We start from the raw sequence: 18512 nt of genomic DNA, 5'->3' as shown, positions 1-18512 counted from the left end.
GGGAACCTGATGCACCACGCCAACCACTTCTACGGCCACGCGCACGTGCTGGCCCGGTACGCCGGCCTCGGCGACCGGCACCCACCCCGGATCAACGGGTACGTGCAGCACGGCTGGAACATCGGCGACGGCCTGGCCCCCGGCCACCCGTACGCCGACCGCACCCCCAGCCTGCTCTGGTCGGAGCAGACCCGCCGCCGGGCCTGGTCGGTGGGGCGACGCAACGTTGTCGTCATCGGCGCGCCGTTCAGCTACCTGTTGGCCATGCGCCCCGAGGAACCACCGGCCGAGGAGCGCGACGGCACCATCTGGTACCCGTTCCACGGCTGGGAGGGTCAACACGTCAAGGGCGACCACCGCAAACTGATCGCCCTCATCAAGGACACCGAGCCCGGCCCGGTCACCGTCTGCCTCTACTGGCACGAGTACCGGATGCGCAACGTGCGCCGGCTCTACGAGCGCGCCGGGTTCCGGGTGATCTGCCACGGCTACCGGGGACACTGGTGGAAGGACACCGATCCGGAGTTCCTCGACCGACAGCTCACCGAGCTGCGGCGTCACCGCCGGGTAGCATCCAACCGGCTGACCAGCGCGATCTTCTACGGCATCGCGGCCGGGTGCGAGCCTGCGGTCTACGGCGACCCGATGATCCTGTCCAACGAGGACCCCACCTTCGGCGGCACCGCTCGGATCCGACGGCAGTGGCCAGAGCTGCACGGCAGCACTGTCGACCTGCCCACGGCTGTCGAGATCGCCCGCGCCGAGCTGGGCACCGACCACCGCTGCACGCCGGCCGAGCTCCGCGAGCTGCTCGGTTGGGCGAACCTCCAGGAGGAAGAGGAAGACCGTGACGACTGAGACGGCACCCGCCGACCGGATCACCCTGCCGGGCGGCGAGATGCTGGCCTGGTCGGACCTGCCGCAGGAACGGCTGGCCAACGGTGGACCGCTCGCCGCACTGGCCGCACGGTTGGTGCCGCCCGGCGCCCGGGTCCTGGTGGCCGGTCCACACGACCCGGCACTGCTCGACCAGCTCACCCACGCCGAGGTCACCTGCCTGCTGCGCAGCCACCCGGACGCTGTGGCGCTGGCGCACCGAGCCGCCCGCGTGGTGGTGGGTGGTCCGGCCGGGCTGCCCGACGACGAAACGTACGACGTGGTGATAGCGGCTGCCGGGCTGGACCCGGTGGAGTCGGTGGAGGGCGCCCGGCTCGGGTGGGACGGTGTGCTGGCGCGACTCGTCGCCGCGGTGCGACCGGGTGGCGCGTTGCTGCTGCGCCTGGACAACCCGCTGGGCCTGCACCGGCTGGTCGACACCACCCCCTGGTACGCCCGCCGGGACGACTCCGCCTGGGTGATCGGCGGCGTGCTGGACCGGGCCCACCCGGCCAACCGGGACCAACTGCGCGAGCGGCTCGGCGCGGCGGGGCTGCGGACGGCCGCGTGCTGGGCCGCGTACCCCGGTGTCAACACCCCGACGGCGCTGCTGGACGCCGACCACCTCGACCGGGACGCCGGCTCCGGTCTGTTCGACGCGGTGCTGCACGGCGCCTGCGCCGGGGGTTTCACCGGCGCCACGGTGCTCCAGGACCCGGCCCGGCTCGCGGTGGACGCGCTGCACGCCGGGCGCGCCGCCGACCTCGCACCGGGCTGGCTGACCCTCGCCCACCGGCCCGCCGACCCCACGGACCCGACCACGCCGACCGTCGAGGCGGACCTGCCGGTGGCCCTCGTGCAGACCGGTCGACCCGGGATCGGCGTGCTGGAGGTGCTGCACGGCCCCTCCGGTTGGCGCTGGGGGCTCATCCCGGCCACCGACGCGACGACGCCGGCCGTCGCGCCGTTCGCCAGCCGCGAGGCCGCGTACCGGGACGCGGAGGCGCTGTCCGGACCGGTGCCGTCCGGCCGGCTGCTGCGTACCCTGCTGCTCGACGCGGCAGTGCGCCGCGACCTGGCCACCCTGCGCGCGCTGCTGCGCGGGTACGCGGGCTGGCTCACCGACCAGGCCGACACCGACGGCCGGATCGCCGGCGCGGCGGCGCTGGCCGGCACCGACAACGTGGTGGTCGACGGCGAGCGGTACGCCGTGCTCGACCCCAGCTGGCGGGCCACCGCCGCGCTGCCCGGCGACGTGGTGCTCGCCCGCGGGCTGTGGCGCTTCGCCACGGGCCTGCTCACCGGCGGGTACGCCCACCCGTGGTCGTCCACTCTCGACGTCGCGGGCCTGACAGTGGTGCTCGGCGGAATCGCCGGCCACGACCTCGACCGCGCGACAGTCAGCGAGGCCGTCGAGGCCGAGGCAGCCATTGCCGCCGCGCTGCACGGGCTGGACGCCGGCGCCACTGTCGGCCTCGCCACCGAACTGCACGCCGTCGCGCCGACCGACCCGCCGGTCGGCGGGCACAGCTACCAGCAGCTACGCGAGGCGTGGCTGCGCCAGCGCGAGGAACTCACACGGTTGGCAGCGCTGACCGCGTGGACCGAGGAGTTGCTCACCTCGCGGGAACGGGCGCTACGCCGGGCCGAGACGACGATCGGCCTGCTCAGCGGGTCGCTCAGCTACCGGGTGGGCCGGCTCGCCATCACCCCGGCCCGGCTGGCCAAGCGGGGTGCCCGCGCCGCCAAACGCCGGGCCACAGCGGTGCTGGCCCCCAAGCAGGAGGAGCAGCAGTGACCGCCGTACCGGTGCCCGTGGTCGCCGCGGACGACGCGGGGCCACGGATCGTCGGCATCGTGCAGGCACGCATGGGTTCGTCCCGGCTGCCCGGCAAGGTGCTCCGCCCGCTCGCCGGACGCTCCGTGCTGGGCCGGGTCGTACGCGCCGCCCGGGACAGCGGCGTCCTGGCCGACCTGGTCGTCGCCACCAGCACCGACGCGGTCGACGACGCGGTGGCCGCCGAGTGCGCGCGGCTCGACGTGCCGTGCCACCGCGGGCCGGTCGACGACGTGCTGGACCGGTTCGTGGGCGCCCTCGCGGCGCACCCGGGAGACGCCGTCATGCGCTTCACGGCCGACTGCCCCCTGCTCGACCCGGAGATCATCACAGTGGTCGCGTCGGTGTACCGGGCGGTCCCCGGGCTGGACTACGCCAGCACGTCGATCGCCCGGACCCTGCCCCGAGGGCTGGACGTCGAGATCATCCGAGCGGAGACGCTGCGCACCCTCGGCCGGCTCGCCACCGACCACCACCGGGTACACGTCACCTCGTACGCGTACACCCATCCGGAGCTGTTCCGGGTGCTCGGGGTGACGCTCACCCCGGACCGCTCCGCGCTGCGGCTCACCCTCGACACCGAACAGGACTGGGCGCTGGTCAGCGCGATCATCGACCACTTCGGTGACGTCAGCGTGCCGCTGGCCAAGCTCGCCGACTGGCTCGACGGTCAGCCCCGGCTGCGCGCGCTCAACGCCGACGTACGACAGAAGCACCTGGAGGAGTCCTGAGGACCCTGAGGGTCGGGTTGCGCTGCGACGCCGGCCCACGGCGCGGCGTCGGCCACCTCGTCCGCTGCCTGGCGCTCGCCGAGGAGTTCCTCGCCCGGGGCGCCGACGTCACGGTGTTCGGCACCGTCGAACGGCTCGACTGGGCCACCGCGGAGCTGGCCGCGCGGGGCATCCCGCTGCTCCCCGGCCCGGACTCGGCGGCCGAGCTGGTCGCGGCGGCCCGCCGACACCACCTGGACGTGCTGGTCCTCGACTCCTACGAACTGGACCCGGCCGGGGCCGGCGCCCTGCGCGCCGCCGGCGTCTACACCCTCGCCATCATCGACGGCGACAGCCGAGGCCAGGTCGCGGACCTCTACCTCGACCAGAACTTCGGAGCGGAGCTGTCGGGGTTGGGTTCCGGGGCGGCACTGCCGGGGCCGGGGTTCGCAGCGGAACTGCCCGGTCGGCTGCTCGCCGGGAGCGCGTACGCCCTGCTGCGCGACAGCGTGGTCAGCGCCCGGCCGCCGGTCGTCCCGCCCGCCACTGCGGTCAGCCGCCCCCGGGTGCTGGCCTTCTTCGGCGGCACCGACGCGGTCGGCGCGGCCCCGGTCCTGACCCGGGTGCTGATGGCCACCGGTCACCCGATGGACCTCACTGTCATCGTCGGACGACCCGAGATCGAGGCGGAGGTCGACGATGTCGCGCCCGGTCGGGGGCAGACCATCCGACCGGTCCCGCCCACCACCTCGCTGCCGGCGCTGATAACCGAAGCCGACCTCGTGGTCAGCGCCGCCGGCACGTCCACCTGGGAACTCTGCTGCCTCGGCGCGCCCAGCGCACTGGTCTGCGTGGTCGACAACCAACATGAGTCGTACACCCGGGTGGTGCGGCACGGCCTGGCCGCCGGCCTCGGCGAGCTGCCGGAGCTGACCGCCGGCGGCGTCGCCGGACGAGCCGCCCGCGCGACGGCGGCGCGGACCCTGCACGGGCTGCTCAGCTCACCGCAGCGGCGCGCGACGCTCGCCGCGCGCGCCTGGGCCACCGTCGACGGGCAGGGCCGGGCGCGGGTGGTGGACGCGGTGTTCGACGCCGTACGCGCCGCCGCCGTCCCCGGCTGACCGCAAGGCCAAGGTCGGAGCGGGCCGACACGGCTCACCGCTAGTACGGGTGTACGAAAGTGCTGCTAGGGTGGTCGCATGACGCAGGCCGCCTACCAGCCGTCGATGCTCGACCTGGCCGACGCCGGGCCGGCCCTGGGGCCACTTCCCGGCCAGATCCGCCGGCACCAGCTCAGCCGGGGCGCCTGGGTCGACCACCTCCCCGGCTGGGTGCAAGGCTCCGACACGGTCCTCGACACCCTGCTCACCGAGGTGCCCTGGCGTGCCGAACGGCGCACCATGTATGACGCCGAGGTCGACGTCCCCCGCCTGCTCTGCTGGTACGACGCCGCGAGGCCACTCCCCCACCCCGTGCTCACCGCCGCGCGGGCCGCGCTCACCGGGCACTACGCGCCCGAGCTGGGAGAGCCCTTCGTCACCGCCGGCATGTGCCTCTACCGCTCCGGTCGCGACAGCGTGGCCTGGCACGGCGACACCATCGGCCGCTCGGCGCACACCGACACGATCGTCGCGATCGTCTCCTTCGGAGCACCCCGACCCCTGCTGTTGCGCCCACGCGGCGGCGGCGAGAGCCTGCGCTTTCCGGTGGGCCACGGCGACCTGATCGTCATGGGCGGCTCCTGCCAACGCACCTGGGAACACGCCATCCCCAAGACCACCCGACCCGTCGGCCCCCGGGTGAGCGTCCAGTTCCGCCCCCACAACGTCGCCTGACTCTGGCCCGTACTAGGACGGAACCAGACGTTCAAGGCGGTGGCGGACCTCCTCGGCTGCGGGGTCGCCCACGTCCTCGTAGATCCGCGCCGCCAGGCGCCAAGCGGCAGCGGCAGCGTTCCGGTCGCCCATCCCTTCCCGGGTTTCCCCGAGACGGATGAGGGTCTCCGCCTCGTGATACCGGTCCGCGGAGTCGCGGAAGAGTGTGATCGCCTGCTCGTAGCAGTTGGCCGCGCGGTCGCGTTCACCGAGGCGGTCGTAGGCGAAGCCGAGGCTGTCCAGCGTCGCGGCCTGACCGTTGCGGTCGTCGGTCCGCCGTTGTTGGTCGAGGGCCTCGGTGCAGCTGGCGATGGCCTGGACATAGTCGCCGGTGGTGGCGAGCAGCCAACCGATCGCGTTGAGGGTCCGGGCTTCGCCCGCGTGATTGCCGACCTGTCGATAGAGCCGTAGCGCCTCGCGACCGTGCGCGAGCGCCTCGTCGAGCCGGCCGTCCAGGTAGCAGAGTTCGCAGTAGTTGTGCAGCGTCTGCGCCTGGCCGATCGGGTCGCCGAGACGTTCGTGCAGCTCAAGCGCGCGCTTGAGCCGGTACTCGGCCGTGGTGCGGTCGCCCAGTCGGGTCAGCGCGCGGGAGACCAGCCGGTTGGCGACGGCCTGACCGGCTAGGTCGTCGATCTTCTCCGCGGCCCCCAGCGCGACCTCTTGGATGGCGAGCTGGTTCTGCCAGAGGCCGCGCGGCGCCACGAAGGTGGTCAGCGCCCAGGCGAGCTGCCAAGCGTACGTTTCGAAGCCGTTCTCGGCGGCCTGTCGGACCACCCGGACCAGCACCCGATACTCCGCAGTGAACCAGGCGAGCGCGCCGTCGTGATCGGTCACCGGCCGCCTGGCGGGTACGGACAGCGGCGGCACCGGCTCGATCGGGGGCCACTGCGGCTGGAGTAGCCGGGCGGCCGGATAGGCGGCGTGCAGGTAGTGGTCGTACAGGCGCTGTCGGGCCGCGACGTGTTCGTCGCCGCGCTCCGAGGACTGTGCGAGCTCGGCCGCGTAGGCCCGCAGAAGATCGTGGAAGGCGAACCGGCCGGGCGCGTGCTCCGCCAGCAGATGGAGCCGGGTCAGCTCCCGCAGGATCGGCGTGACGGCAGCGGCAGACACACCGGCGAGCGCCGAGGCCGCAGCGGTTGTCAGGTCCGGGCCCGGATGCAGCCCCAGCAGGGTGAACAGCCGGGCCGCGTCCGGGCCCAGGGCCAGGAACGACCACGAGAAGACGCGCCGGACGTCGCCGTCGGCCAACGCGTCCAGCCTCGCCTCGGCCGAGTACAGTTCGGCGGCGATCGCGCTGAGCGGGAAGGTGGGATGTGTCGCGACGCGCGCCGCCACTATCGACAGCGCCAACGGAAGCCGGCCTGAGGCCTCGATGATGTCGGCCACCGCCACCGACTCGGAGGCGATCCGGCTGACCCCGAGACGTCTGGCGAGCAGGCTCCTCGACTCCTCCGCCGTGAGCACGTCCAGTGTCAACGGCGTGGCACATTCGGCGGCGATCAAGCCGCCGAGCCGGTCACGGCTAGTGACCACGACCATGCAGCGGCCCGCACCGGGCAGCAGGGCGCGCACCTGGGCGGAGTCACGAGCGTTGTCGAGCACCAGGAGCATCCGCCGCGAGGCCAGCAGGCTGCGGTAGAGACCAGTCCGAGCCTCCATGTCGGAGGGTATCCGGGCGTGGGGCACGCCGAGCGCTTCGAGGAAGCCGGACAGGGCGTCGGGTGGGGACACCACGCCGGCTTCGTCGTAGCCGCGAAGGTTCACATAGAGCTGGCCGTCCGGGAAGCGGTCGGCAACCGAGTGCGCCCAGTGCATCGCCAGGGCCGTCTTGCCGACTCCGGCCATGCCGGACACCACGGAGATGGCGCCGCTCGTCGGCGCCTCAGCCCCGCCACGCAGAAGCCCGTCGAGGCTGGCCAGCTCGGCGCTGCGTCCGACGAACTCCGGCACCGCACGCGGCAGTTGCTCGGGGCGCTGAATGAGCGGCCCCACTGCCGTGTCCGGCAGCAGCCGGTCCGACCCCGTTGGCGGTTGCGCCGCCAGTCCCGGGCGGTGATGCAGGATGTCGTCGTACAGCGCGACGAGCTCAGGTGCGGGATCGAGGCCAGTCTCCTCCGCTAGCGTCTGTCGGGCCTGCCGGAAAGCATCCAATGCGCCGGCTACGTCTCCGATGCGGTACAGGCCCACCATCAGCTGGCCCCACGCCCGCTGCCGCAGCGGGTGCCGGTCGAGCAGGCCGCGCAACCGGTGCACGACGTCGGCCGACGCGCCGAGGGCCAGCACCGCCTCGGCGTAGTCCTCCTCGACGAGCAGCCGGCGCTCCTCCAACTGCGCCACCCGCCGAGCCAGCGTCGAGCGCAGCGGCAGGTCCGACAGCGGTGCACCACGCCACAGGCGCACCGCGGCGGACAGTTCGGCCTCGGCCCGGCCCAGATCGGAAGTGGCGAGCGCCTCGCGGCCACGCACCGCCGCGGCGTCGAACAGGTCCACGTCCCGTTCGCCTGGGCCCACCCGCAGCAGGTAGCCGCCGGCCGCAGCGGTTATCCCATCCCAGGTCGCCCCATCGCCCAGCGACCGCCGCAACCCGCGCACATAGGTGCGCAGATTCGCCGCGGCCGACGCCGGCTCTTCGTCACCCCACAGCATCGCGGTCAACTCGTTGGTGCCGACGACCTCATTCGGGCGCAGCAGCAGGGTCGCCAGCAGGAGACGCTGCTTCACCGAGCCCAGTGGAACCGGTCGGCCGTCGCGGTACACCCGGAACGGGCCAAGGAGTTCGAAACGCAACCAGGCACCTCGCATGTGGACGCTGCCATGTGCCACCACGCGTACCACACCCGGACAAGCGGGCGGGTAAATGAGCTGTGCGTGAGTTGTGCGGGGGCTGTACCGGCCCCACCGTACCTTCTCCAAGGGGGGCCCGGAGCGGTGAGGACGGCAGAACCGTCCTCACCGCCCCATCCAAGAGCACCAATCGCCTGGCCTGGTCGCACGACGACGGGGCGAGGTCAAACGGGACCGTCTGCCCACACCTGCCGCGAGGCCACCTCGCCTCGTCGTGCCGGGCCTGACACTGCCGGCTGACACGACGCCTCAGCACCGTTGCCCCCTCATGATTGCCGACCAAAGGAGATACATGTCGTCGCTCCGCTCCACCCGCCGCATCCTCAGGAGAGTTGCCGTGCCCGCCATCGGCGCGGCATTGGCCATCGGCGTCAGCGTCACCGTCGCCACGCCGGCCGTGGCCAGCGGCTCCTACACGGGCCGGGCCTTCGTCCATGGCACCGGCGCGGTGTCTGACGACTTCGATGACGAAGGCGTCACCAACGTCACCACGCACCGCAACTCGAACGTCGCCTGTCTCTGGCAGACCATTCTCTGGGCGAACGGCTACCTGCCCTCGTCCGGGGTCGACGGCGTCTTCGGCGACCAGACCGATGCCGCGACGAGGAACTTCCAGCGCGACAAGGGCCTCTCAGCGGATGGCTCCGCAGGCCGGAACAGCTGGACGAAGGCCGGCGACAAGCTGGTGCAGCACGACAACCAGAACGGATGGCTGTACGTGGTGTACCACGGGGCGACGGGATCCCGGAGCCCGTACGGCTCGCACCAATTCGTCCTGCAGCGTTCGCCCGACGGGAACTACCGCTTCTACCCTCCTCAGGGCAGCGGCCCCTACTGGGCCGCCTACAACTCCCGCACCTGCTGACCTCGCCCAGGGATGATCGTGCTCGATCCGGGATCGAGTGGCATCACCGCGTCGGTGAACCACTACTTCCAGGATCGAGCACGATCGGCGCGCCGGGCGCGCCGGACGCACGCCAGGAACACCGGGCGCACGCCGGGCGTGCGCCCTGGGGACGGCACGACAACGCGGGTGGGGGTCAGTCGCGTTCGATCAGATGGCCTACGACAGTTGGGCCGAGCATCACCGCGAAGCCGCTGCCGTCGCGGCGTGGGTCCGCCGCGGGCAGCTCCACCGGGTCGCCGGTGCCGGTCGCGCCGACCGGTCGCGGGCCCACCCAGGCGACGGCCACGTCCGTCTCACCCTTGAGGAACCGGTGTGCGCGCACGCCGGCGGTCGCCCGGCCCTTCGCCGGGTACGCCTTGAACGGCGTCACCTTGACCGTCGCGCCGGTGGAGGTGACCACCATCGGCTCGCCGTGCCCCGGGTCGTCGGTGCGCACCGCGCCGAAGAACGCGACCCGCGCCCCGGCCGGCAGGTTGATGCCGGCCATACCGCCGCCCTTGAGGCCCTGCGGCCGCACCAGCCCGGCGGGGAAGCGCAACAGTGACGCCTCCGAGGTGACGAAGGTCAGCGTCTCGGTGCCGTCGGTCAGCCAGGTCGCCCCGACCACCTCGTCACCGTCGCGCAGACCGATCACCTCGAACTCGTCGGAGCGCACCGGCCACTCCGGTGAGCAGATCTTCACCGCGCCCTGCCGGGTGCCCAACGCCAGCCCCGGTGAGCCCTCCGCCTGCCCGCCGAGCGGGGCCAGGCCGACGACGGTCTCCCCCGCCGCCAACGGCACCAGCTCGGCCGCGGACATACCGCCCCGCAGTGACACGGTGCCCGCCTGCTCGGGCAGCACCGGCAGCGGCAGGACGTCGACCTTGAACGCCCGACCGGCGCTGGTCAACAGCAGCACCCGTCCACGGGCGGTGGAGTGCGCGATGGCGCGTACCGTGTCGTGCTTGACCCGGCCGTTGCGTCGGCGCCCCTCAGAGCTCTCCTCCGACTCGGCCGCGGTCCGGGCGACCAGCCCGGTCGCGGAGAGGATCACCTGGCACGGGTCGTCGGCGACCTCCAGCGGGCCGGCCGGCGCGGACGCGGCCAGCACCTCCTTCAGGTCACCGTCGACAAGGGTCGTACGACGTTCGGTGGCGAACTGCTTGACCACTGCGGCCAGCTCGTCGGAGACCACCTTCCTGAGCACCCGCTCGTCGTCGAGAATCTTGCTCAGCTCGGCGATCTCGGAGCGCAGCCGTTCCTGCTCGGCCTCCAGCTCGATCCGGTCGAACTTGGTCAGCCGGCGCAACGGAGTGTCCAGGATGTAGGTGGCCTGGATGTCGGAGAGGCCGAACCGACTCATCAGCCCGTCCTTCGCGGCCTGCGCGTCGTCGCTGCCCCGGATCAGCCTGACCACCTCGTCGATGTCCAGCAGCGCGATCAGCAGACCGTCGACCAGGTGCAGCCGTTCCTGGCGCTTGCGCCGACGGTACGAGGTGCGCCGGGTGACCACCTCGTACCGGTGGGCCAGGAACACCTCCAGCAACGCCTTGAGGCCCAGCGTGCGCGGCTGCCCGTCGACCAGGACCAGGTTGTTGACGCCGAACGACTGCTCCAGCGGGGTCAGCCGGTAGAGGTCGGCGAGCAGCGCCTGCGGGTTGACCCCGACCTTGCACTCGACGACGAGCCTGGTGCCGCTCTCCCGGTCGGTGAGGTCCTTGACGTCGGCGATGCCGGTCAGCCGCTTGGTCTTGGTGACCTCGTTGGTGATCGCGGCGATGACCTTCTCCGCGCCGACGCCGTAGGGCAGCTCGACCACTGTGATCGCCTGGCGGCCCCGGCTGCCCTCGATCGGGCCGATCTCCACCTTGCCGCGCATCCGCACCACGCCGCGCCCGGTCTCGTACGCCCGGCGCACCTCGTCGAGGCCGAGCAGCACGCCGCCGGTGGGCAGGTCGGGGCCGGGGACGAACTCCATGAGTTTGTCCAGGGTGGCGTCCGGGTGGTTGATCAGCCAGCGGGCCGCGGAGACGACCTCCGCCAGGTTGTGCGGGATCATGTTGGTGGCCATTCCGACCGCGATCCCGGACGCGCCGTTGACCAGCAGGTTGGGGAAGGCCGCCGGCAGCACTGTCGGCTGGGTCAGCGAGCCGTCGTAGTTGGGCTCGACGTCGACGGTGTCCTCGCCCAGCTCACCGACGAGCAGCATGGCCTCGCGAGACATGCGGGCCTCGGTGTTGTGGTTGACGAAACCGCCAGCGAGGAAGGAGTGGTCCTCGGACTTGACCCGAACCGAGTAGACCTCCGCCGGCTCGCAGGGCGTCACCTCGGTGACGCGCTCGAACCGGTAGCCAGAGTCCATGATCGGGAGAATGGTCGCCAGAAGTTCCGGCTCTTTGATGCGATCGATGATCCGGAGGCGCTCGGTCTCCCATCGCTCGACGCGATCGAAGTTGTGCGTCGTCAGCCACTTGCGGCCGCTACCACGACGGTCGAAGTCCAAGGTGTCACGCACGTAACTGGCAACGAAGGGAACGTGGTCCTTGCTCAGCCGATGTGGGCGCAACGGCGCGTGTCGCAGAACCTTGTTCAGCTTTGCCTGTTTGGTGCGGAGGAAGCCCACCCGATTGGCGAATGCCTTGATGTTTCGCAGGCCGGAAATCACCAAGCGATGCTCGACCGAGCCGCTGGGGCGCGTGTAACGGCGCCAGCAGGCAACAACCCCGAATTCGGTGAGCAGCTCCTGGACCTCCCTGGTGAGCCGCTCGCTGTAACTCGTGTACTGGATGGTAAAGCTGTCCTTGGCGACCCGCACCCTGCCGTCCCCTTCGAAAAGGGACATGAGGAAGGCGCGCTTAACACCCCAGCCACCGTTCCAGACGAATTGCGGTACGAACTTGTCCCGGGCCTGGTGCCCGATGAATTCGGCCAGCGGACTTGCACGGAAAGCGTCCATACCGCCGGCATAAATCTGAACATCGATTTCCTGGACACGCTTCCGGTCGCGACGGGTCTGCCGTTCGCTGACGTACCGCCGACCACCAACCACTTGATCGTACGCATGCAGAACCTCACCGAAGAAGTGCTCGTCGGTGTTGTTGAACCTGGCCCTGGACTCACTCGCGAAGCCCTCGGACGCCCACGCGCCGCCGAGGACGCCCAGCGAGTATTCACGAGCGGTGGGTATGACCTGGGACCAAGCGTTCCGTGCCACACAGACGATCGAACCAACTGCAAGCTCGTCTAGCCGTCGCCATTGGAAGAGGGGAACGCCCGCGGGCGCCTCAAGACAGAGCACGAGGTGATTCTCGCTGCCCCGGAGCGAGAACCCGGCCTCCGTGCCGATCCGGACCGTCGGATGGACGCCGGAGTTGAACACCTTGTCGACCTGGACAGCTTTACCGTCTTTGTCGAGCACCTCGAAGTCAACATCGGCTTCGCTGTCTGCAGGGAGGCTTACCAGGTCAGCAATTCGAGGGCTGGTGCCGTCAACAAGTCGAATGCGGGTATCTCCGGTAACGCAGTATCTCGACGCGGCCGGTCCATCGTCTGGGGACCCGAAATTTCCATGCCCGTCGATGAGCGGGACGTTGAGGGAGAAGTCCTGGGCGAGCCGGACCATGGCGTCATAGATCGCCGTGTCACCGTGCGGATGGTACTTTCCCATTGTATCCCCGACAATTCGGGCAGACTTCACGTGCCCGCGATCCGGGCGGTAGCCCTGCTCGTACATCGACCAGAGGATGCGCCGGTGCACGGGCTTGAGGCCGTCACGGGCGTCGGGCAGGGCGCGGGAGTGGATGACCGAGAACGCGTACTCCAGGTAGGAGTCGGAAACCTCGGTGACCAGCGGGTTGTCGAACACCCGCGCGCCGGCCTGGTCGAACGAGGAGAGGTCGACCTTGTTTTCCTTACGGCGTGCCATGACTCAGCTCTCCATCGGAACTGGAACTGGAACGGAACGGGCGCTGCACCGAAGATTCGCTCGCTGTCGCTCGCTCACGCGTCGATCGCATCCCGGTCGACGCGGTCGGCGGAGTCGATGAGCCAGTTGCGGCGCGGCTCGACCTTCTCGCCCATCAGCAGTTCGAGGATGCGTTCGGCGGCGTCGACGTCGTCGAGGGTGATCCGGCGGACGGCCCGGGTGGCCGGGTTCATCGTGGTGTCCCACAACTCGTCGGCGTCCATCTCACCGAGACCCTTGAACCGTGGGATGGGCGTGACGATCTGCTTGCCGGCCTTCTCCAGCTTGCGGACCGTCGTCTCCATCTCGGCCTGGGTGTAGGTGTAGACGGTCTGCGGGCTGCGCCCCTTGGTGGTGATCTTGTGCAGGGGCGGCATCGCGGCGTAGAGCCGACCAGCCTCGATCAGCGGCCGCATGTACCGGGCGAACAGGGTGATCAGCAGCGTACGGATGTGGGCGCCGTCCACGTCGGCGTCGGCCATGATCAGCACTCGGCCGTAGCGCAGCGCGGAGAGGTCGAAGGTGCGCCCCGAACCAGCGCCGAGGACCTGCACGATGGCCGCGCACTCGGCATTGTCCAGAACCTGCTGGAGGTTGGCCTTCTGCACATTGAGGATCTTGCCGCGGATCGGCAGCAGCGCCTGGTATTCCGAGGAACGGGCCATCCGGCTCGTGCCCAGGGCGCTGTCACCCTCGACGATGAACAGCTCGCTGCGATCGATGCCGGTGGCCCGGCAGTCGACGAGCTTCGGCGGCATGGACGCGCCCTCCAGGGCGGTCTTGCGCCGGGCGGCGTCCTTCTGTTGCTTCTGGGTGAGCCGCACCCGAGCGGCGTCGACGATCTTCTGCAGGACTGTGCGCGCCTCGGCCTTGGTGCGCCGATCTTCCAGCCAGGCCTTGATGTGCGCGTCGACCAGGGACTGGAGGACCTTGGTGATGCCGGTGGTGGACAGCTCGTCCTTGGTCTGCGAGGTGAACTGCGGCTCGGGGATCCGCACGTGCACCACCGCCGTCATCCCCTCCAGGACGTCGTCCAGGGTGGGCGGCTCCTCCTTGGCCTTGAGCAGACCGCGGGTGTTGCGGATCGCGTCGGCGAGCGCACGGACGAGGGCCCGCTCGAACCCCTTGCGGTGGGTGCCGCCGTGCGCGTTGCGGATGGTGTTGGTGAAGCATTCGACGGTGCGCTCGTAACCGGTGCCCCACCGGAACGCCACCTCGACCTCGGCGCGCCGCTGCACGTTGGACTGCATGACGCCGTTGGCGTCGGCGGCGTTCTCCCGGTAGGTGCCCTCGCCGTTGACAAGCAGGGTGCCGGAGACCGGCCGGTCGCCGGCCGGGGCGAGGAACTCCACCATGTCGCTGAGCCCGTTGGGGTAGTGGAACCGCTCCTCGGCGGGCGCCTCACCGGTCAGGTCGCGCAGCAGGTAGGTCACGCCGGGGACCAGGAACGCGGTGTTGCGCAGCTTCATCCGGACGGCGTCGATGTCGAGCGCGGCGCCGGTCTCGAAGTAGCGGGCGTCGTGCCACCAGCGGATCGAGGTGCCGGCGCGCTGGCCGCGCTTCATGGCGCCGGTCACCTGGAGCCCGGGGCCGGCGGTGAAGGGGGCGTCCGGCCCGTCGCCGTCGAAGATGCCCGGAACGCCGTGCCGGAACGACATCGCGTGGATCTTGCCGGCCCGGCGGACGGTCACGTCGAAGCGGCGGGACAGCGCGTTGACCGCCGACGCGCCGACGCCGTGCAGACCGCCGGAGGTCTTGTAGCCGGAGCCGCCGAACTTGCCCCCGGCGTGCAGCCGGGTCAGCACCAGCTCGACGCCGGAGATGCCGGACTTGGCGTGCACGTCGGTGGGGATGCCCCGGCCGTCGTCGTCGACCTGCACCGAGCCGTCGGCATGCAGGATCACCTCGACGTGGCTTGCATGACCGGCGACACCCTCGTCGGTGGAGTTGTCGAGGATCTCGTTGACGAGGTGACCCACGCCACGGCTGTCGGTGGAACCGATGTACATGCCGGGCCGCTTGCGGACAGCGTCCAGCCCCTCAAGGTGAGTGAGGTCATCGGCCCCGTACAGGGTGTCAGGCTCTGCGGTCAACTGGTCGTACTCCCCGGTCTCGGCGGTGTGGTGCCGCGTCCGAACTGTCAGTCGGCCGGCGCGCGCCGCAGCGAGCCTAACCGGCAGATGCGACACGACGACGGCACCCCGCAGTCGGGGCCCGCATCCTCGTTGTGGATGCGGGCCCCGCCATCGTGTGCCGCTGTCCGGATTCGACGCGTTAGCCGCGCCGTGACCGGTTGTCTCTCAGCCGTCCGACTACGGTGCCACCTCGACAACAAGCGAGCCGTGGCCGACGTTCCCGGCGCTGTCCACCGCGGCGACGTACAGCGTGTTGGTGCCGTACGCCGGCGTGGCAAGGGTCACTGACACGGTCTTGCCGGAGTAGCCGAGGCTGGTGCCGGCCTCCGCCTCCTCGGTGGGCGGGCTGCTCCAGCCGTAGCGGAAGCTGACCACGTCCGGGTCCGGCGAGCGCAGCTTGTAGGTGTAGAGCTGCCCGGGTGGGGCCGGGGTGGAAACGGCGTCGACACTCACCGCGGGCGGCTGGTCGTCGACGGTGAATTCACACCAGGCCGACCAGGGGCTGATCACGTAGCTGTCGTCGCTGCGCGCCCGGAACGCGTACGACTTCCCGCTGGCAGTGCCGGTCACCGCGGCCGTGGTGGACCGCGCGCCGGCAACCACTGTCGAGCCCGTCGGCGGGCTCATCCGGGGGGTGGAGCTGTCGTAGGTGCCCGAGGCGGGGATCTCCAGCAGTTCGTACGACGTCTGGAGGACCTGGCCCGTGTCCGCGTCGGGGAAGACGGCGGAGAGGGTCGGCGGGGTGGTCCGGGTGACCCGGCCGCCCGCGACGCAGGCCGCGCCGCCGGCCTGGAGGCTGGTGGGCTGGGTGGGCGCCGAGTCGTAGTCGACGAGCAGGCGCGCCGTGCTCGGGTCGAACTTCTTCCACCGATCCAAGGTGCTCTCGCCGGTCCCTGCCGAGTCGCTACAGGCACAGAGCCCGTAGGTGATCGAGGACTGGTGAGCGGCCGTGGCGCTGCTGAGGCCGGCGGCGACGCTGCCGGTGAATCGCACGGTCATGGCTGGTTGCGGTGAGCCGGCGCAGCCAGTCGCACCGACGTGCGAACTTGCGGAAGCCCGCAGCGTGGTCAGTGCGGGGGCCCACGCGGTGCGAGGAGTGCTCGCGATGCCCGCCGACTGGTAGAGGTAGGTCGGGGTGTCGAAGCAGGACCAGGTGTGGGTCACCCCCACCTGGACGGAGGCCGACCTGATGAGCTTGCCGCTCAGCGCCGTGATCGGGAACTCGAAGTAGGAGCGGTAGATGACGCCGGAATCGACATTCTTGCCGACCCGGGCGGCCGTCGTGTCGCTGTTGGTGGAGTTGTTGTTCGTGGCGTACGCCCAGCGGGAGCGGGTGGCGGACCAGGCCGGGTCGATGAACACCGGGAAGGTGGCCTTGGCCGGGTCGAGCAGGTCCGGCGACGGACGCAGCACGAGGTCGCCGGCGCGGTCGACAGCGGTCGCCACGGGGGCGGTGCGGGCGGCTGCGCCGGGGCCGGACGGCGACGAGGTCGCCGCCGAGCGGGCCGAGCGGCCGGAGCCGGCCGAGTCCCACATCTCGGCCGCCGCGCCGCGCGCCACCTCGGTCTCGCCGGCGAGCGCCCGCAGCGAGCCGTCGGCCTCCCGCCGGACCCGCACGTCGCCGCCGAGGTCGAACCGGATCTCCCGGAGCGCCGGGTTCGCCGCCGCCTGCGGTGTCTTCACCACGAGGACATGGGTGAAGCCGGTGTGGGTCGCCGTGAGCACCAGGTCCACACCGGGCAGTACCTCGGGGTAGGTGGCCGCGTCCTTGGACACGGTCGGCGCGGGCAGCCCACCCGGCCAGCCCAGCGTCATCGCGCTCTTTCCGCTGGTCAGCGTGGCCGCGGGACCGTGCCCTCCGGACGAGAACACCAGGTCGGTCGGGGAGACCGCCGGTCGGAGGCCGGTGGCGCCGCGCCGCAGGGACAGGTCGACGTCGGACCAGGATCCGTCGCTCTGACGGATTCGCTGGGGAACGGCGGCGGTTTCGGACACGAAGCCCCCGCCCGGCTTGGCGAAGACCTGGGTCAGCTCCGTGCGGGCGGAGACGATCTCCACCCGCTGGCCGGTGCGCGTGGCCGTGGCGGTTGCCTGGACGGCCTCCGGGCCGGCCGCGCCGCTCGCGGCGGCGCCCCCCGCCGGTGCGGCCGACGCGGGTGCGGCCGACGCGGGTGCGGCCGACGCGGGTGCGGCGAGCAGAGCGACGCCGATGGACGCCGCGATCCCGGCGGCGAGCAGGCCGCGCGTGGGTGGTCGGTACATCGTGGACGGTTTGTGGATGTGGACAGCATGCATGGAGCGGCCAGTGGCCACCGCAACCCCCGTGGATGTAAGACAGCCAGACGGGGGAACTCTAGAGAGCGGTATCGGGCACTGTCCACGTCTGTCACATCCGGTGAGCACAAATGGAACGAGGTGCCGCATTACGTGCGAGGCGCGGGCCTCGACCGGGACGGTCAGTGACAGCACGAGGAGCAGCTCGGTACGGCTGTGATCGCCGGATCACGCAGAGGCATTAACCTCCGGTAGGCTCACCCACCCGACCGGTCCTCGGAGGGTGCTCCCGGTGGACGAGACGATTCGCGACGCGCTGCGGCGCTCCCTCGGCACGCAGGCTCGGCGGTGGCTGCTGGTGGGCACCCTGGTGACCGGGCTGCTGGCCGCCGTGGCGCTGGTCTCTGCGGCGGATCCCGCCGACCGGGCCTTCGCCGAACTCTCGGGCACCGTGCAGAGCCTGATGTCGGTCGCGACCCCGCTCTTCGGCATCCTGCTGGTCCGCGACCTGCGCCGGGCGCCGGTTCGCCTCCCGGTCCTGCCCACAGTGCTCGCGGTGGGGCTGCCGGCGGTCGTCATCGGCGTGGTCGGTGTGCTGATCTGCGCCGCGACGCTGGCCCTCACCCCGGCCGACGTCGACGACGCGCCGTGGCGGTTCGCCGGGACGGTCGCGGTGGGCAGTGTGCTGGTGCAGGTCGTCGCCGGTCTGGTGGGCACCGGGCTGGGCCTGCTGCTGCGCTCGGTGATGCTGGCGTTCCTGGCCACGATCATCCTGCCGTTGGTGTTGTTCGCACTGCTGGGCGCTGTGGACGCGCTCCGTCCGGCGCAGCCGTGGCTCACCCCGTTCGGCAGCGTGCGCAACCTGCTCTCGGGGAACATGACCGCGCTGCGGTGGGTGCAGTGGCTGTGCGTACTCCTGATCTGGGGTGTCGGTCTGAATGCCGTGGGCGCGGCCCTGCTGCGCCGCCGCGATCGCCCGACCGGTCGCTGACTCCGCGCCGAGGGCTGTCGACAGCCCGGGGTACGGGTCCAATCTCGACGCGGTAGCCCGTCATGTCTACGGACGCATGTCTTTCGTCGAACGAATCTGTTACGGGCCATTGACGCCTGTC

Annotated in this window: 10 protein-coding genes and 3 pseudogenes; 7 read left to right on the top strand and 6 right to left on the bottom strand. The window is 71.1% G+C overall.

Going from position 1 to position 18512, the window contains the following annotated elements; all coding sequences use genetic code 11:
- Positions 1-9 precede the first annotated feature (9 nt).
- The 5 genes from AB0C19_RS10000 (at position 10) to AB0C19_RS09980 (ending at position 5258) form a co-directional block, all read left to right on the top strand.
- A complete protein-coding gene (locus tag AB0C19_RS10000) occupies positions 10-858 on the top strand; it encodes a hypothetical protein (protein ID WP_357182230.1) in 849 nt (282 codons plus the stop codon).
- The gene (locus AB0C19_RS09995) at positions 848-2674 is read left to right on the top strand and encodes a class I SAM-dependent methyltransferase (protein ID WP_357182227.1); all 1827 of its coding nucleotides are present in this window, start codon (positions 848-850) and stop codon (positions 2672-2674) included. Before AB0C19_RS10000 ends, AB0C19_RS09995 begins: the two co-directional genes overlap by 11 nt.
- Positions 2671-3444: a glycosyltransferase family protein gene (locus AB0C19_RS09990; protein ID WP_357182224.1), complete on the top strand. Its 774-nt coding sequence runs from the start codon at positions 2671-2673 to the stop codon at positions 3442-3444. Before AB0C19_RS09995 ends, AB0C19_RS09990 begins: the two co-directional genes overlap by 4 nt.
- Positions 3441-4544, top strand: a complete 1104-nt coding sequence (locus AB0C19_RS09985) for a spore coat protein (protein ID WP_357182414.1) — start codon at positions 3441-3443, stop codon at positions 4542-4544. Before AB0C19_RS09990 ends, AB0C19_RS09985 begins: the two co-directional genes overlap by 4 nt.
- A 78-nt stretch (positions 4545-4622) precedes the next feature.
- Positions 4623-5258 (top strand): alpha-ketoglutarate-dependent dioxygenase AlkB, encoded by a 636-nt coding sequence (locus AB0C19_RS09980; RefSeq protein WP_357182221.1) that lies wholly within the window; start codon positions 4623-4625, stop codon positions 5256-5258.
- A 12-nt stretch (positions 5259-5270) separates the two neighbouring features.
- On the opposite strand, the gene AB0C19_RS09975 is transcribed toward AB0C19_RS09980, so the two are convergent.
- Positions 5271-8018, bottom strand: a complete 2748-nt coding sequence (locus AB0C19_RS09975; RefSeq protein WP_357182218.1) for a BTAD domain-containing putative transcriptional regulator — start codon at positions 8016-8018, stop codon at positions 5271-5273.
- Between the two features lie 415 nt (positions 8019-8433).
- On the opposite strand from AB0C19_RS09975, the gene AB0C19_RS09970 reads away from it, so the two are divergent.
- The gene (locus AB0C19_RS09970; protein WP_357182216.1) at positions 8434-9006 is read left to right on the top strand and encodes a peptidoglycan-binding domain-containing protein; all 573 of its coding nucleotides are present in this window, start codon (positions 8434-8436) and stop codon (positions 9004-9006) included.
- A gap of 175 nt (positions 9007-9181) precedes the next feature.
- Here the strand turns inward: AB0C19_RS09970 and AB0C19_RS09965 are convergent.
- The 5 genes and pseudogenes from AB0C19_RS09965 to AB0C19_RS09945 all read right to left on the bottom strand — a co-directional run.
- Positions 9182-11263, bottom strand: a pseudogene (locus AB0C19_RS09965) (DNA gyrase subunit A); the annotation flags it as partial.
- A gap of 393 nt (positions 11264-11656) precedes the next feature.
- Positions 11657-12538, bottom strand: a pseudogene (locus AB0C19_RS09960) (LAGLIDADG family homing endonuclease); the annotation flags it as partial.
- Positions 12539-12550: 12 nt separating this feature from the next.
- Positions 12551-12952: pseudogene (locus AB0C19_RS09955) on the bottom strand (DNA gyrase subunit A); the annotation flags it as partial.
- A gap of 74 nt (positions 12953-13026) precedes the next feature.
- Complete coding sequence (locus AB0C19_RS09950; protein ID WP_357182411.1) at positions 13027-15135, bottom strand: DNA topoisomerase IV subunit B; 2109 nt, start codon at positions 15133-15135, stop codon at positions 13027-13029.
- Between the two features lie 168 nt (positions 15136-15303).
- Complete coding sequence (locus AB0C19_RS09945) at positions 15304-17388, bottom strand: hypothetical protein (protein WP_357182213.1); 2085 nt, start codon at positions 17386-17388, stop codon at positions 15304-15306.
- A 304-nt stretch (positions 17389-17692) separates the two neighbouring features.
- On the opposite strand from AB0C19_RS09945, the gene AB0C19_RS09940 reads away from it, so the two are divergent.
- Complete coding sequence (locus tag AB0C19_RS09940) at positions 17693-18391, top strand: hypothetical protein (RefSeq protein ID WP_357182210.1); 699 nt, start codon at positions 17693-17695, stop codon at positions 18389-18391.
- The last annotated feature ends 121 nt before the right edge of the window (positions 18392-18512 follow it).

Origin of the sequence: Micromonospora sp. NPDC048842, assembly GCF_040649935.1 — a bacterium.
In the GTDB taxonomy this organism is placed as follows: Bacteria; Actinomycetota; Actinomycetes; order Mycobacteriales; family Micromonosporaceae; genus Micromonospora; species Micromonospora hortensis.
The sequence above is the reverse complement of the archived record's forward strand: the minus strand, read 5'-3'. Positions and strand labels throughout refer to the sequence as shown.

Excerpts from the sequence above, each read along its gene's own strand:
- AB0C19_RS09970 (WP_357182216.1), top strand. The coding sequence starts at position 8,434 with ATGTCGTCGCTCCGCTCCACCCGCCGCATCCTCAGGAGAGTTGCCGTG.
- AB0C19_RS09945 (WP_357182213.1), bottom strand. The coding sequence starts at position 17,388 with ATGTACCGACCACCCACGCGCGGCCTGCTCGCCGCCGGGATCGCGGCG.
- AB0C19_RS09980 (WP_357182221.1), top strand. The coding sequence starts at position 4,623 with ATGACGCAGGCCGCCTACCAGCCGTCGATGCTCGACCTGGCCGACGCC.
- AB0C19_RS10000 (WP_357182230.1), top strand. The coding sequence starts at position 10 with ATGCACCACGCCAACCACTTCTACGGCCACGCGCACGTGCTGGCCCGG.